This is a genomic window from Rhizobium sp. J15 (assembly GCF_002531825.1).
Taxonomy (GTDB): domain Bacteria; phylum Pseudomonadota; class Alphaproteobacteria; order Rhizobiales; family Rhizobiaceae; genus Rhizobium.
In genome coordinates, this window is sequence record NZ_NWSX01000062.1 from 1 (window position 1) to 14,683 (window position 14,683).

13 protein-coding genes, 1 pseudogene and 1 riboswitch are annotated in these 14,683 nt (G+C 62.4%); of the genes and pseudogenes, 7 read left to right on the plus strand and 7 right to left on the minus strand.

The window, feature by feature from the left end:
* Positions 1 to 211 (minus strand): annotated as a pseudogene (locus CO670_RS33540) (sugar ABC transporter substrate-binding protein); the annotation flags it as partial.
* 231 nt (positions 212 to 442) lie between these two features.
* Here CO670_RS33540 and CO670_RS29980 point away from each other — a divergent pair.
* From CO670_RS29980 to queE, 4 genes are all read left to right on the plus strand, one after another.
* Positions 443 to 1,495, plus strand: a complete 1,053-nt coding sequence (locus tag CO670_RS29980) for a substrate-binding domain-containing protein (protein ID WP_097593623.1) — start codon at positions 443 to 445, stop codon at positions 1,493 to 1,495.
* A 114-nt stretch (positions 1,496 to 1,609) separates the two neighbouring features.
* A complete protein-coding gene (queC, locus tag CO670_RS29985) occupies positions 1,610 to 2,320 on the plus strand; it encodes a 7-cyano-7-deazaguanine synthase QueC (protein WP_097593624.1) in 711 nt (236 codons plus the stop codon).
* Positions 2,320 to 2,676, plus strand: a complete 357-nt coding sequence (gene queD / locus CO670_RS29990) for a 6-carboxytetrahydropterin synthase QueD (protein WP_097593626.1) — start codon at positions 2,320 to 2,322, stop codon at positions 2,674 to 2,676. The genes queC and queD overlap by 1 nt, the downstream gene beginning before the upstream one ends.
* The gene (gene queE / locus CO670_RS29995; RefSeq protein ID WP_097593627.1) at positions 2,673 to 3,401 is read left to right on the plus strand and encodes a 7-carboxy-7-deazaguanine synthase QueE; all 729 of its coding nucleotides are present in this window, start codon (positions 2,673 to 2,675) and stop codon (positions 3,399 to 3,401) included. Before queD ends, queE begins: the two co-directional genes overlap by 4 nt.
* Positions 3,402 to 3,413: 12 nt before the next feature.
* Here the strand turns inward: queE and CO670_RS30000 are convergent, their stop codons facing one another.
* From CO670_RS30000 to CO670_RS30025, 6 genes are all read right to left on the minus strand, one after another.
* Positions 3,414 to 4,637, minus strand: coding sequence for an adenylate/guanylate cyclase domain-containing protein (locus tag CO670_RS30000; RefSeq protein WP_097593629.1), 1,224 nt, complete (start codon positions 4,635 to 4,637; stop codon positions 3,414 to 3,416).
* 100 nt (positions 4,638 to 4,737) lie between these two features.
* Complete coding sequence (gene nrdF, locus CO670_RS30005) at positions 4,738 to 5,712, minus strand: class 1b ribonucleoside-diphosphate reductase subunit beta (protein WP_097593630.1); 975 nt, start codon at positions 5,710 to 5,712, stop codon at positions 4,738 to 4,740.
* A 178-nt stretch (positions 5,713 to 5,890) separates the two neighbouring features.
* Positions 5,891 to 8,095: a class 1b ribonucleoside-diphosphate reductase subunit alpha gene (gene nrdE / locus CO670_RS30010; RefSeq protein WP_097593631.1), complete on the minus strand. Its 2,205-nt coding sequence runs from the start codon at positions 8,093 to 8,095 to the stop codon at positions 5,891 to 5,893.
* On the minus strand, positions 8,074 to 8,478 hold the full coding sequence (gene nrdI, locus CO670_RS30015; RefSeq protein ID WP_097593632.1) for a class Ib ribonucleoside-diphosphate reductase assembly flavoprotein NrdI: 405 nt from the start codon (positions 8,476 to 8,478) through the stop codon (positions 8,074 to 8,076). Before nrdI ends, nrdE begins: the two co-directional genes overlap by 22 nt.
* Positions 8,479 to 8,491: 13 nt before the next feature.
* Positions 8,492 to 8,713, minus strand: a complete 222-nt coding sequence (gene nrdH, locus CO670_RS30020; protein WP_088676289.1) for a glutaredoxin-like protein NrdH — start codon at positions 8,711 to 8,713, stop codon at positions 8,492 to 8,494.
* A 260-nt stretch (positions 8,714 to 8,973) separates the two neighbouring features.
* A riboswitch (cobalamin riboswitch) is annotated at positions 8,974 to 9,201 on the minus strand.
* A gap of 206 nt (positions 9,202 to 9,407) precedes the next feature.
* Positions 9,408 to 11,651, minus strand: a complete 2,244-nt coding sequence (locus CO670_RS30025; RefSeq protein WP_097593633.1) for a heavy metal translocating P-type ATPase — start codon at positions 11,649 to 11,651, stop codon at positions 9,408 to 9,410.
* A gap of 71 nt (positions 11,652 to 11,722) precedes the next feature.
* On the opposite strand from CO670_RS30025, the gene CO670_RS30030 reads away from it, so the two are divergent.
* From CO670_RS30030 to CO670_RS30040, 3 genes are all read left to right on the plus strand, one after another.
* The gene (locus CO670_RS30030) at positions 11,723 to 12,145 is read left to right on the plus strand and encodes a helix-turn-helix domain-containing protein (RefSeq protein ID WP_011426929.1); all 423 of its coding nucleotides are present in this window, start codon (positions 11,723 to 11,725) and stop codon (positions 12,143 to 12,145) included.
* A gap of 72 nt (positions 12,146 to 12,217) precedes the next feature.
* Entirely contained in the window at positions 12,218 to 13,426 is a 1,209-nt protein-coding gene (locus CO670_RS30035) for a TIGR03862 family flavoprotein (RefSeq protein WP_097593635.1), read from the plus strand.
* Positions 13,427 to 13,608: 182 nt separating this feature from the next.
* On the plus strand, positions 13,609 to 14,568 hold the full coding sequence (locus CO670_RS30040) for a helix-turn-helix domain-containing protein (RefSeq protein ID WP_097593636.1): 960 nt from the start codon (positions 13,609 to 13,611) through the stop codon (positions 14,566 to 14,568).
* Positions 14,569 to 14,683: the final 115 nt, after the last annotated feature.

Genomic DNA, 14,683 nt, shown 5'->3' on the forward strand with positions numbered 1-14,683 from the left:
CATTCAGAGCCGCCGCCTCGCCGCCTGACGTCCACCAATGCAGCATCTGCACTTCCTTGACGTCGGCGGCCTGCGCCGCACCAATGCCAGCCATCATCACGACAGCAATCGCCGCCGAGCTCATAAACTTGCGCATGAATTTCCTCCCATTGAGATCGGCGGCGGGCCCTCCCTGCCGCCCGATGCTTTCCGCCGTTGCGGCGGTCGGCATACAGCCGCGCTCCTCCGCGCGGTTGATCATTTAAAACGTTATAAGCATGTGGTCGTCAAGCCCTTTCTCGATACCCGAGAAAAATATGGTTATTTCACTATCTAATTGATTTTCATCATGTTTATTACAATGCCTAATAAGGCATTAAAATTTAAAACGTTTTCATTCGCAGATTGCGCACCCGAGTCATCGTGTTATTGTATCAGCAATTCCAGCGTGGAAAGCTAAGTAGTGACTGAACCACCCCGGCCGCAGCGCGGCGAAAATATCGATATCCCTCACAAGCGCGGCAAGCCGACCTTGCGGACGATCGCCACGATCGCCGGTCTGGCGGTGACGACGGTGTCGCGGGCGCTCTCCGACGCTCCGCAGATTTCGCTCGAGACCCGCCAGCGCGTGCATCGCATCGCCCGCGAGATCGGCTATCTCCCCGATCGGGCCGCCCAGCGGCTCAAGACCGGCCGCACCAACGTCATCGCCATTCTGCTCGATCCTCACGAGGAAGTGGTCGGCTTCACCACCTCGATCATGTACGGCATTGCCAAGGCGCTGAAGGAAACCTCCTACCATCTCGTCGTCGCCCCGAACTTCCTGTCGACGACCAATGCCGAGGCCGCCGACTACATCATCCGCAATCACCTCGCCGACGGGCTGATCTTCACGCGCACCGAACCGCTCGATGCCCGCGTGCGCCTGCTGCTCGAAACCGGCTTTCCCTTCATCTGTCACGGCCGCACGGAATTTTCGACGCCGCATCCTTATGTCGACTACGACAATTTCACCTTCGCCTATGAGGCGACACGCCGGCTGATCGTAAAGGGCCGGAAAAAGGTGGCGGTCATCCTGCCGCCGAAACGGCTGACCTTCTGCCAGCATATTTTACACGGTTTCATGACGGCGGTGCGGGAGGCGGGCATCGCCTATGAGATCCCCGAGGCGATCGATCTCGATACGCCGGCGGATGTGCTGCGCGATTTCATCCGCACCCGCGCCGCCGCTCCGGATGCGCCCGACGGCTTTATCTGTCCCGGCGAAGTCTCCGCGCTTGCCGTCATCAGCGGCATGAGCGATGCCGGCCTGACACTCGCCGCCGACTACGGCATCGTCGCCAAGGAGACCTCCCGGCTTCTGACCCAATTGCAGCCGAAGGTCGACACCATTCACGAGGACCTGACAGCGGCGGGCGAAGATCTCGGCCGCATGCTGCTGCAGCGCATCAACAATCCGGAAGCCGAGGATCTGCACCTGCTGCTACCGCCGCAGATCAACTTTCTGATCGGGTAGCCCGCTCGGCTCGAATACCCTTATATTAAGTGGTTTCCATCGCGCCTGTTTTGTCCTAGAAGCACGCCCGTAATCCGGTCGCAGCCCACCCGGTCAAAACAAGGGATCCAAAATATGAAAACCATTGTCGTCTGCTCCGGCGGACTCGACTCCGTTTCGCTTGCCCATAGGATGGCAGCGGAACAACAGCTTGTCGGCCTCGTCTCCTTCGACTACGGCCAACGGCACCGCAAGGAACTCGACTTCGCCGCCAAATGCGCCGCGCGCCTTGCCGTACCCCATCACATCATCGACATATCAGCCATCGGCGGCCATCTGAGCGGATCGGCGCTGACCGACAATGTCGAGGTCCCTGACGGACACTATGCCGAGGAGACCATGAAGGCGACCGTGGTGCCGAACCGCAATGCCATCATGCTGGCCATCGCATTCGGCCTGGCCGCCGCGCAGAAGGCGGACGCCGTTGCCGTCGCCGTGCATGGCGGCGACCATTTCATCTATCCGGACTGCCGGCCGGGCTTCATCGATGCGTTCCAGCAGATGCAGAACGAAGCGCTCGACGGTTATGCCAGCGTCGAACTGCTGGCGCCCTATGTCGACCTTCCAAAAGCGGCGATCGTCGCTGACGGCGCAAAACACGACACGCCTTTCGCCGACACCTGGTCCTGCTACAAGGGCGGCAACCTCCATTGCGGGCGCTGCGGAACCTGCGTCGAACGCCGCGAAGCCTTCCATCTCGCCGGCGTCGCCGATCCCACGGAATACGAGGACCGCGACTTCTGGGAAGCGGCCGTGTCGCAATATGCCGCGACGGAGGTGCGTTGATGTATCGCATCACCAAGGAATTTCACCTCTCCGCGTCGCATCAGTTGCATCACCTGCCGGCCGATCATCAATGCGCCCGGCTCCATGGCCACAACTATGTCGTGGTCGTCGAGCTTTCCGCGGAAAGACTGAACGATGACGGCTTCGTTCGCGACTATCACGACCTCTCGCCGCTCAAGCACTATATCGACGAGGCGCTCGATCATCGCCATCTGAACGATGTCTTCGGCCACTCGAAGGTGACGTCCGAATTCCTGGCCAAGCATTTCTACGACTGGTGCAAAGAGCGCTTCCCGGAGACGTCGTGCGTACGCGTCAGCGAGACGCCGAAGACCTGGGCGGAGTACAGGCCATGAGCGCGGAGACCATCCGCGTCAGCGAGATCTTCGGCCCGACCATACAGGGCGAAGGCGCCTTGATCGGCCTGCCGACCGTGTTCGTCAGGACCGGCGGCTGCGACTACCGCTGCTCGTGGTGCGACAGCCTTCACGCGGTCGACAGCGCCTTCCGGGATCAATGGGTCCCCATGTCGGTCGAGGCGATCTGGCAAGAGGTCACGGCACTCTCCGGAGGCAAGCCGATGACGGTTTCCCTGTCCGGCGGCAATCCTGCGATCCAGCCCCTGGGACCGCTGATCGAACTCGGCCATTCCAAGGGATACCGCTTCGCGCTGGAAACGCAGGGAAGCATCGCCCGGAACTGGTTTCGCGACCTCGACATGCTGGTCTTAAGCCCCAAGCCGCCGTCAAGCGGAATGCAGACGGACTGGGGCGAGGTCGACAACTGCCTTCGGCTGACCGCCGGCGGACCGGAGATCGCATTGAAGATCGTCGTCTTCGACGATGCCGACTATGCATTCGCCAGAGAAACGGGCCAGCGCTATCCCTATATTCCCTTGTACCTCCAGCCGGGCAATCACACGCCGCCGCCGCCCGAAGACGACGACGCGCGCATCGACATGGATGGCGTGATGGATCGCATGCACTGGCTTGTCGAGAAGGTGACGGCCGACCGATGGTTTACGCCGCGCGTGCTGCCTCAATTGCACGTGCTGCTCTGGGGAAACAAACGAGGAGTGTGAATGCCCGTCCGTCTACCGCTCCGGAAAAGCGAAGACATCGACAGGCTCTCCGAGCCCGCGCAACGGGAAGGTGCCGAGGCTATCCATGTCTTTCGCGCAGCCCGCCATTTCGACGAAGGCCCGCGACAGGAGCACCGGGCGCTTGACCTCCTTGGTCAGGCTTTCCAGCCGCGAAGCGATATTGACCGCCGGGCCGATGACGGTGAAATCCAGCCGCCGGCGCGAGCCGATATTGCCGTACATGACGTCGCCGACATGCACGCCGACGCCGTAGCGCAGCGGTTCACGCCCGATGCGCGCATGCTGCTCGTTCAGCTCCGCCATCGACTCCTGCCCTTCGCGGATCGCCTGCAGGAGATCGAGGCAGGCCGTTTCCTTGGCCAGCGGGAAGATCGCCAGCAATCCGTCGCCCATGAATTTCAGGATTTCGCCGCCATGACGTTCGATCGGGTCGGACATGGCATCGAAATAATCGTTCAGCAGATGGATGACGTCATCGCGCGGCCAGAGATCGGAGAGCGCCGTGAAGTCGCGCAGGTCGCAGATCATGATCGCCGCACCGACGGTCGCGCCGCTGCCCCGCGTCGTCACCCCCGAGAGGATATGCTCGCTCGCATGCGGCCCGACATAGGTCTGCAGCAGCGTGCGCGCCATGATGTTCTTCAGCCTGATTTCGCTGACGAGTGTCAGCGCCGGCAGGAGATCGCGCAGGAAATCGGTATGCTCGCGCGTAAACCCGCCCGGCCGGCTGGTGGAAAACGTCACGACATGGCGTTTGCCGAAAGTGTGCTCGACCGGCCAGGCGATGTACTCCGTCAGGCCCTCGTCGCGCAGTTCCTGAAAGAATGAATCCTCCTCGCTGTCGGCCGGGCCTTCCAGCTGCCTGCGCACCTCCTCCGCGCCCTGATGGATCGCGTTGACGGGGCTCTTCAGGAATTCCGGCGTGGTTTCGACACCATAGGCGAATGTATTGATCTTCGCCTCCGCCATGCCCTCCTTCCAGAGGATGCGGGCACCGATCCATTGCGGATGGTTGGTCCTGAAATGCAGCGTCGCGCGCGCCAGCGGCACCCCTGCGGCCAGGAGCTTCTCGCACATCGCCACCAGGATGTTGTCGATAAAGCGCTCGCCGCGCGTCTCGTTCACCAGCCAATCGAGGATCTGCCTCCGGCGGATCGGCCAGGCCCCTTCGCCCGTTTCAACCGCAACCCCGGCCTCGTTCAAGAAAGAAGACATCAAAACCCCGCTACGCCGCATCATCGACGAGTACCGAATTCAATTGCCGTGAATGTGGTCGATGCGGAAGCAAATAATAAGGGGAGACTGCAATTAAGTCTCAGAAATCCCAATCCTCGTCCTCGGTGGCAACCGCCTTGCCGATCACATAGGAGGAGCCGGAACCCGAGAAGAAATCGTGGTTCTCGTCGGCATTCGGCGACAGCGCCGAGAGGATCGCCGGATTGACCTTGCAGGCTTCGGCCGGGAAAAGCGCCTCGTAGCCGAGGTTCATCAGCGCCTTGTTGGCGTTGTAATGCAGGAATTTCTTGACGTCCTCGGTCAGCCCGACGCCGTCATAGAGCGCTTCGGTATATCGCGCCTCGTTGTCGTAGAGTTCGAGCAGAAGATCGAAGGCGAAATCCTTGATCTCCTGCCGGCGGCCTTCCGACAGCTGCTCCAGCCCGCGCTGGAACTTGTAGCCGATATAATAGCCGTGCACCGCCTCGTCCCGGATGATCAGGCGGATCATGTCGGCCGTGTTGGTGAGCTTCGCCCGGCTCGACCAGTACATCGGCAGATAAAAGCCGGAATAGAACAGGAAGCTTTCCAGGAAGACGCTCGCGACCTTCTTCTTCAAGGGATCGCCAGAGGTATATTGCTCCATGATCAGCGCCGATTTCCGCTGCAGGAATTCGTTTTCCTCCGACCAGCGATAGGCATCGTCGACATCGGGCGTGAGGCACAGCGTCGAGAAGATCGACGAATAGGAACGCGCATGCACCGCCTCCATGAAGGAGACGTTGGAAAGCACCGCCTCCTCATGCGGCGTCGCCGCATCCTCCATCAACCTGACCGCGCCGACGCCGTTCTGGATCGTGTCGAGCAGCGTCAGCCCGGTGAAGACGCGGATGGTCAACTGCTGCTCGGCCGGCGTCAGCGTCGCCCAGGAAGGAATGTCGTTCGACAGCGGCACTTTTTCCGGCAGCCAGAAATTTCCGGTCAACCGGTTCCAGACTTCGAGGTCCTTGTCGTCCTCGATGCGGTTCCAGTTGATGGCGCGCACGCGGCTGATTGGCTTGATGGATATGTTCATTGGGTGGTCTTTCTTCGACAAATTCTAACGGAGTGCGGAGCCCCCTCACCCTGCCCTCTCCCCGCTGGGGAGAGGGGAACGCCATGCAATCGGCTTGTCTCTTCTCCCCATCGGGAGAAGGTGCCGGCAGGCGGATGAGGGGGCTACAAGCTCGAAACTCTCGGCCAGCAGCCCAAAATCACAGCGTACAAGACACGCAGCCCTGCACCTCGGTGCCGGACAGCGCCATCTGGCGAAGGCGGATGTAGTAGATCGTCTTGATGCCCTTCCTCCAGGCGTAGATCTGCGCCTTGTTGATGTCGCGCGTCGTCGCCGTGTCGCGGAAGAACAGGGTCAGCGACAGGCCCTGGTCGACATGCTGGGTCGCCGCCGCATAGGTGTCGATGATCTTCTCCGCACCGATCTCATAGGCGTCCTGATAATAATCGAGATTGTCGTTGGTCATGAACGGCGCCGGATAGTAGACGCGGCCGATCTTGCCTTCCTTGCGGATCTCGATCTTCGAGACGATCGGATGGATCGAGGAGGTCGAGTGGTTGATATAGGAGATCGACCCCGTCGGCGGCACCGCCTGCAGGTTCTGGTTATAGAGGCCGGAGGCCATGACGGCCTTCTTCAGCGCCGCCCAATCTTCCTGCGTCGGGATATGAATGCCGGCATTGTCGAACAGCGCCTGTACCTTCCCGGTCGCCGCCTTCCATTCCCTTTCGGTATATTTGTCGAAATATTCCCCGGAGGCATATTTCGAATTTACGAAGCCCTTGAAGCTCTGGCCCCGCTCGACCGCCAGCAGGTTCGAGGCGCGGATCGCGTGGTAGGTCACCGTATAGAAATAGATATTGGTGAAATCGACGCCTTCCTCCGAGCCGTAGAAGATGCGTTCGCGGGCGAGATAGCCGTGCAGGTTCATCTGGCCGAGGCCGATCGCATGGCTTTCGTCATTGCCCTTCTCGATCGAGGGCACCGAGGCGATATGGCTCATGTCGGAGACCGCCGTCAGCGCCCGGATCGAGGTCTCGATCGTCTTGCCGAAATCGGCGGAATCCATGGCCGCGGCGATGTTCAGCGAGCCGAGATTGCAGGAAATATCCTTGCCGAGATGCTTGTAGGAGAGGTCGTCATTATATTCGCTCGCCTCGCTCACCTGCAGGATCTCCGAGCAGAGATTGCTCATGGAGATGCGGCCCGCGACCGGGTTCGCCCGGTTCACCGTGTCCTCGAACATGAGGTAGGGATAGCCGCTTTCGAACTGGATTTCGGCGATCACCTGGAAGAATTCGCGCGCCTTGATCTTCTTTTTCGAGATGCGGGCGTCCGCCACCATCTCGCGATACTTTTCCGTCACCGAAATCTCGGTGAAGGGCACGCCGTAGACGCGTTCGACGTCATAGGGCGAGAACAGGTACATATCCTCATTGTTCTTGGCGAGCTCGAAGGTGATGTCGGGCACGACGACGCCGAGCGACAGCGTCTTGATGCGGATCTTCTCGTCGGCATTTTCGCGCTTGGTATCGAGAAACCGCATGATATCGGGATGATGCGCGTTGAGATAGACCGCGCCTGCCCCCTGCCTGGCGCCGAGCTGGTTGGCATAGGAGAAGCTGTCTTCGAGCAGCTTCATGACGGGGATGATGCCCGACGACTGGTTTTCGATCTGCTTAATCGGCGCGCCGGCCTCGCGGATATTCGTCAGCGACAGCGCCACGCCGCCGCCGCGCTTGGAAAGCTGCAGCGCCGAATTGATCGACCGGCCGATCGATTCCATATTGTCCTCGACCCGCAGCAGGAAGCAGGAAACCAGTTCGCCGCGCTGTTTCTTGCCGGCGTTGAGGAAAGTCGGGGTCGCCGGCTGGAAACGGCCGGAAATGATCTCGTCGACCATATCGCGGGCAAGCGCCTCGTCGCCGCGTGCCAGGGTCAGCGCCACCATGCAGATGCGGTCCTCGTAGCGCTCGAGATAGCGCTTCCCGTCGAAGGTCTTCAGCGTATAGCTGGTGTAATATTTGAAGGCGCCGAGAAAGGTCGGGAACCGGAATTTTCTGGCATAGGCCTGATCGAACAGGTCGCGGACGAAATTGAAGGAATACTGGTCGAGAACCTCCTGCTCGTAATAGCCCTCGGTCACGAGGTAATCGAGCTTTTCCCGGAGGTTGTGAAAGAACACCGTGTTCTGGTTCACATGCTGCAGGAAATATTGCTTGGCCGCCAGGCGGTCCTTGTCGAGCTGGATCCTGCCCTCATCGTCATAAAGGTTCAGCATCGCATTCAGCGCGTGATAGTCGAGCGTTTCCGCCGCCTTCAAAGGGCGTTCGCCGGCGGGATGAGCAAAAGTGTTATGCGGTTTTGCGCCCGCATCCCGCGTCAGAGTTGTTCCCGTGTCCAAAACCGTTCCAATCCGTATCTGACGTTGACGACGTCCTCCTCCGTGCCGATGAGCTCGAACCTGTAGAGGTAAGGCACCTGGCATTTCCGCGAGATCACGTCGCCGGCAAGCCCGTATGTCTCGCCGAAATTGCTGTTGCCCGCGGCGATCACGCCGCGGATGTGTTCACGGTTTTCCGCATCGTTGAGGAAACGGATCACCTGCTTGGGAACGGCCCCCTTGCCGCCGTCGCCGCTATAGGTCGGCACGACAAGCACGAAGGGTTCGCGGATATGGAAGGCGTCTGCACCGCTTGCGGGAATGCGCGCCGCGCGCAGCCCGAGCCTGGCGACGAACCGATGGGTATTCTCGGATCGGCTGGAATAGTAGACGATCAGCCCCATCGCCTTTCCCCGGTCAGGAGAGCGCGCTGATCATGTCCGGACGAAACCCCGCCCAATGCTGCTCGCCGGCAACGACGACAGGAACCTGCATGTAGCCCATGCCGCGCACGCGATCGAGCGCTTCGGCATCCTCGGAGATATCGACGATGTCGTAATCGACGCCCAGGCGGTCGAGGGCGCGGTAGGTGGCGGTGCACTGAACGCAGGCGGGTTTGCTGTAGACGGTAACGCTCATCATCTTCCTCGTGATTTCAATGAATTCAGGACGCAGGTCTGGGATCGGGCGCCTTACGGCGTCCGGGGCAACGTTTGATAATGATCTGGCAAAGTTGGCGCTTTAAACGCCTGGCACTGTCCCTTTCGGGATCTGCGCGGGCGGCGGCCTTGATATTCTCGACATGACTTCAACCCCGAAGTGCTCATGCGGACATTCGGGGCAGCGCAACAGGCACGGATCATTCCGCTTCATGCACGCGACCTTCCGGACACCCCGCCCGTGGACATCTCGTTCAAGGCAGGTCTCCTGGCTTGCGGGTCGAAGCACCCTGCCCCCAGCCTTCCCAAGGCATCATGCCTCAGTGACCTGAAATCGGACAGTTGCTCGCCGCTTACAGTTGCGGGGGCAGCTCCGGCCTTGTCCCGCCTTCATGGCGGAACGCACCGTATTCCCGTCTTAGCCCGCGACCCTCACGAATCGAAGGAACCTTGAACACTAGATATAGTACGCGAATCCAAAACAGCGTCAATGGATGGTTGGCGCATCGCGTTACGAGAGGTTTGAAATCGCTGCGATCCTGTGAAAAACATGGATAACAAAAGCTTAAACAAAATGGGCTGTGGAGAAGGTCGGAACGAAAAGAGCCGGCCTATAGCCGGCTCTGCGGTTTTCGATTCCGGATCGGCTTGAATCGAGCCGAATAGGCAAACGCCTATCCCCTTATCCGAAGCAGCCGGAGCGCATTGATCGTCACCAGCACCGTGGCGCCGGTATCGGCCAGAATCGCCGGCCAGAGCCCGGTGATCCCTATGATGGTCGTCACCAGGAACACCGCCTTCAGCCCGAGCGCGATGGTGATATTCTCCAGGATATTGCGCATCGTCCGCTGCGACAGCGCGATCATCCGCGCCACGTCGCCGACGCGTCCGTGCAGCACGGCGGCATCGGCCGTCTCCAGCGCCACGTCGGTGCCGCCACCCATGGCGATGCCGATATCGGCGGCCGCCAGCGCCGGCGCATCGTTGATGCCGTCGCCGACCTTGGCGACGATAAAGCCCTGGCGTTTCAATTCGCCGACGACCTTCTGTTTGTCCTCGGGCATCATCTCGCCGCGCCAGTCGATGCCGAGCATGCCGGCAACGGCTGCCGCCGTCCGCTTGTTGTCGCCCGTCAGCATCATCGCCTTGACGCCCGCCGATTTCAGCGCCGAAAGGCCTGCTTCGGCATCCTCGCGCGGCTCGTCGCGCATGGCGATCAGGCCGGCTGCCGCGCCATTGACGAGCAGCACCGACACGCTCTTGCCCTCGTCGTTCAACGCGGTGATGCGCGCATCCTGGTCTTCATCGAGCGCCCCGCGCTCGCGGGCGGCGGACGGCGACAGCAGATCCAGGGTCTCACCGCCCACCTTGCCGGTGACGCCCTTGCCCGGCAGCGCCTCCAGCTCGAAGGCCGGCGGCACGGGAACACCGTCGGCCTTGGCGCGATTGAGGATGGCGAGCGCCAGGGGATGGCTGGAGCCCTGCTCCAGCACCGCCGCGCGCGACAGGAGCTGCGCTTCGCTCAAGCCGAAGGAAACGATGTCGGTCACCCGCGGCTTGCCTTCCGTCAGCGTGCCCGTCTTGTCGAAGGCGACCATCGTCACCTTCCCGAGGCTTTCCAGCACCGCGCCGCCCTTCATCAGCAGCCCGCGCCGCGCGCCTGCGGAAAGCGAGGCGGCGATCGCCGCCGGCGTCGAGATGACGAGCGCGCAGGGGCAGCCGATCAGCAGGATGGCAAGGCCCTTGTAGATCCACTCGTCCCACGCGCCGGCAAGGAAGAGCGGCGGAACGACCGCGACGAGTGCGGCGACCACCACCACGCCGGGCGTGTAATAGCGCGAAAAGCGGTCGATGAAGCGTTCCGTCGGCGCCTTCGATTCCTGCGCCTCTTCCACCAGCTTGACGACGCGGGCGATGGTATTGTCGGCAGCGGCCGCCGTGACGCGAACCCGGAGCACCGCATCGCCATTCACCGTTCCGGCAAAGACCACGGCATCGACGCCCTTGCGCACCGGCGTGCTCTCGCCCGTCACCGGCGCCTCGTCGATCGCGCTCTCGCCCGATACGATGACGCCGTCCGCCGAAATGCGGTCGCCGGGACGCACCATGATGATCGCGCCGACGGCAAGGCTTTCCGCCGGCACTTCCCGAGTCTGGCCATTGTCTTCGAGCAGCGCATTCTTCGGCACTAGGGTCGTCAGCGATTGAATGCTTTCGCGCGCCTTTCCCGCCGCCACGCCCTCGAGCAACTCGCCGACGAGGAACAGGAAGACGACGGTCGCCGCCTCCTCGCCTGCATTGATGATGACGGCGCCGACAGCGGCAATCGTCATCAGCATCTCGATCGAAAACGGCGTGCCCGAAAGCGCCGCCATGACGGCGCGCCGCGCGATCGGCACCAGACCGACCAGCATGGCGACGATGAAGGCATAGGATCCGATCGCGGGCACGAGATGGCCTACGGCATAGGCGGCAATCAGCGCCGCACCCGAGACAATGGTCAGCCGGCCCTTCTTGCTCTGCCACCACGGACCTATCGTCGGCCCATGGTCATGCCCGTGCAGGCCTTCGATTTCCTTCTCGGCGTGGTCGTGACCGTGGTCATGATCTTCATGATCGTGATCGCCATGGTCATGTCCCGCGTGATCATGGCCGTGATGATCGTGCGATCCGTGGTTTTGCGCCGGTGCCGTGCTTCCGGCAAAGGGCGAGACCGAATAACCCAGCCCCGTCACTTTCTTCTCGATCACCTTGAGGTCGCTGCTGCCGTCGTGCCGGACGGTCATCGTGCCTGCCACCACCGAGACGGAAACATCGGCAACGCCCGCCACCCGCCTGACCGCCGCGTCGATCTTGCTCGCGCAGGCGGCGCAATCCATGCCGCCGACCCGGTATCGTGTCTCGTTCGTCTCAGCCATGATCCGCTTCCTTGTCAAACAGAAGCACCTCTCCTACATCCTCTAGCGACTAGAGGTGCAAGAGGAAAATCATGAAAAAGATCACGATCGGCGAAGCCGCCCGCCGGAGCGGGGTCAAGGTGCCGACGGTGCGCTACTACGAGAGCATCGGTCTGCTCGCGGCGCCGAGCCGCAGCGAGGGCAACCAGCGCTCCTTCGAACCCGCCGATATCAGCCGCCTCACCTTCATCCGCCATGCCCGCGAACTCGGCTTCGAGATCGAGGCGATCCGCACGCTGCTCACCCTGCAGGATGATCCGCACCAATCCTGCGCCTCGGCCGATGCCATCGCCAAGGCGCGCCTCGTCGAGGTCGAACAGCGCATCCGCAGCCTGATGGCTTTGAAGGCCGAGCTCGAAACCATGGTGGAAGGCTGCGGCCACGGCCGCGTCGACCAATGCCGTGTCATCGAGGTTCTCGCCGATCACGGCCAATGCACGCATTCGCACCATTGATCAGCCTGCGCCCTTGCAGGTGATCCGCCCTCACGCCAAAACTGCATCAGAAAGAATCGGGCGAAGACATCCATGAACCAGAAGCGGGTTGCGATTATCGGCGGCGGCCCGGCGGGCCTTGCGGCTGCCGAACTGCTTTCGCTCTCCAGCCATCTGGTGACGGTCTACGACGCCATGCCGACCTTCGCCCGCAAGTTTCTGCTGGCCGGCAAGTCGGGGCTCAACATCACCCATTCCGAGGACTATATCAGTTTCGTCACGCGCTTCGGCCCGGCCTCCGCCCGCCTGCGCCCGGCGCTCGATGCCTTTACCCCTGACGATATCAGGCATTGGGCCGCAGAACTGGGAACAGAAACCTTCATCGGTTCGTCCGGCCGGGTTTTTCCGAAAGTGATGAAAGCCTCGCCCTTGCTGCGCGCCTGGCTCAGGCGGCTGGAGACGCAGGGCGTCACGCTGCGCACCCGCCACCGCTGGGTCGGTTTTGCGGAGGAAGGCTTTGTTTTCGAAACGCCCGAAGGACGCAGCCTCGTCCATTGTGATGCGGCGCTGCTGGCGCTCGGCGGCGCAAGCTGGCCGCGCCTCGGCTCCGATGCCCGCTGGCTGCCCTGGCTGGCGGAAAAAGGTGTCGAGATCGACGCCTTCCGGCCCGCCAATTGCGGCTTCGTCGTCGGCTGGAGCGAGAGCTTCCGCGAACGCTTCGCCGGCGAGCCGGTGAAATCGGTCGCCGCCACCTCCGAGGCCGGCACCTTTCCCGGCGAATTCGTCATCACCGCAAGCGGCATCGAGGGCAGTCTTGTTTATGCCCATGCGGCCAGCTTGCGCGACCGGCTGCAGAGCCGGGGCAGCGCCGCGCTGACGCTCGACCTCGCCCCGGGCCGGACGGCTGAACGGCTGGCGCGCGATCTGGCGCGACAGGATGCCAAATCCAGCTTCTCCAACCGCTTGCGCAAGGGCGCCGGCCTCGACGGCGTCAAGACGGCATTGCTGCGGGAACTCCTTTCCGAGCGCGACCGAGCCGATCCCGGGCGCCTCGCCAGTGTAATCAAGGCCCTGCCTGTGCCGGTTCTCCAAACCCGGCCGATCGGCGAGGCGATTTCCTCAGCCGGCGGCATCCGCTGGAGCAGCATCGACGACGGTTTCATGCTGAAAGCGCTGCCGGGCACCTTCGTCGCCGGCGAGATGCTCGACTGGGAGGCGCCGACCGGCGGCTATCTCCTCACCGCCTGCCTTGCGACCGGCCGCGCAGCCGCGCGCGGCATCGAAGACTGGCTGTTGCGGTAGAAGCCACTGATCTTAAAGCGGATCTAGATCAAAGACGCGGCGCATGATGCCGTGCGAGGATTGCCCACGCTTTTCAGCATAGAGCCCGGCCCGGGGTGAGGAGGAAGGCGGCCATCGATGCCTGCAATTGCAAACCGGCCGCTTTTCTATCAGACTATGCTGAAGTTCCGTGGGAGGAGCAGATGCACGAACAGTCAGCGCACGCAGAGCATGTCTACACCTCTGCGCATCGGAATTCCGCTGCCGCGAGTTCGCCGATCGTCGCCTCCTGGCGCCGATGCATGACCATGCACCAGCTCGCCCCCGAAGAAGAACGTGCGCCGCTGCGTCTCACCGACGAGGAATTCCAGCATGCGCGCGAGCAGTCCGAACGGCTGGTTGCCGGCGCGACGGACGAGCTCGACCGCCTCTTCACCACCGTCGGCAAAGCCGGCTGCTGCATCCTGCTGACCGACAGGAACGGTATTGCGCTGGAGCGCCGGGGAGCGGCCGGCGACGACAAGGACTTCCGCGATCTCGGCCTCTGGACAGGCTCGGTATGGACCGAAGCCAGCATCGGCACCAACGGCATCGGCACCGCGCTCGCCGACGAACGCGCCGTCGCCATCTTCCGCGACCAGCATTTCTTCTGCTCGAATATCCGCCTGAGCTGCACGACAACGCCGATCCGCGATCATCGCGGTGAACTCGCCGCAGCCCTCGACATCTCGACATGCCGGGAAGACGTCAACGAGATGACGCTGGCGATCCTGACGCAGACCGTGCGCGATGCGGCGATGCGCATCGAACTCAACCTCTTCCGCTCGGCCTTCGCCGGCGCCCGTTTCCTGATGGTCCCGGCCGGGGTCAATTCCGCCGCCGCCCTGCTTGCGGTCGACAGGCACGACCTCGTGCTCGGTGCAACCCGGGCCGCCCGCATCGCGCTGCAGCTCGACGACAAGCGGATCGCCGCCGGCATCCCGGCCGCCGATGCCCTGCATGAGGCAAGCGTCTCGCAGCAGGAAGAGATCGTCGAGGCGGAAAAGGCAGCCCTGCTGCGGGCGCTGTCGCGCACCAGCGGCAACGTCTCCCAGGCGGCCGCCGCGCTCGGCATCAGCCGCGCCACCCTGCATCGGAAGATGAAGAAATTCGACCTCCACTGAGCGGACGCCCGACGGTTCCGCCGGCACGGGCAGTCACGGCGCGATCCTGTCGCAAGTCTGCGACACTGTGCAGTGCGGTATTGGTGCCGCGCCCTATCCCCTTCGGCAAAACGCG

Bases quoted from the DNA above. Each gene is read 5' to 3' on its own strand.
- queC (WP_097593624.1), top strand. From the start codon at position 1,610: ATGAAAACCATTGTCGTCTGCTCCGGCGGACTCGACTCCGTTTCGCTT.
- queD (WP_097593626.1), top strand. From the start codon at position 2,320: ATGTATCGCATCACCAAGGAATTTCACCTCTCCGCGTCGCATCAGTTG.
- queE (WP_097593627.1), top strand. From the start codon at position 2,673: ATGAGCGCGGAGACCATCCGCGTCAGCGAGATCTTCGGCCCGACCATA.
- CO670_RS30000 (WP_097593629.1), bottom strand. From the start codon at position 4,637: ATGTCTTCTTTCTTGAACGAGGCCGGGGTTGCGGTTGAAACGGGCGAA.
- nrdF (WP_097593630.1), bottom strand. From the start codon at position 5,712: ATGAACATATCCATCAAGCCAATCAGCCGCGTGCGCGCCATCAACTGG.
- nrdI (WP_097593632.1), bottom strand. From the start codon at position 8,478: ATGGGGCTGATCGTCTACTATTCCAGCCGATCCGAGAATACCCATCGG.
- nrdH (WP_088676289.1), bottom strand. From the start codon at position 8,713: ATGAGCGTTACCGTCTACAGCAAACCCGCCTGCGTTCAGTGCACCGCC.
- CO670_RS30025 (WP_097593633.1), bottom strand. From the start codon at position 11,651: ATGGCTGAGACGAACGAGACACGATACCGGGTCGGCGGCATGGATTGC.
- CO670_RS30030 (WP_011426929.1), top strand. From the start codon at position 11,723: ATGAAAAAGATCACGATCGGCGAAGCCGCCCGCCGGAGCGGGGTCAAG.
- CO670_RS30035 (WP_097593635.1), top strand. From the start codon at position 12,218: ATGAACCAGAAGCGGGTTGCGATTATCGGCGGCGGCCCGGCGGGCCTT.
- CO670_RS30040 (WP_097593636.1), top strand. From the start codon at position 13,609: ATGCACGAACAGTCAGCGCACGCAGAGCATGTCTACACCTCTGCGCAT.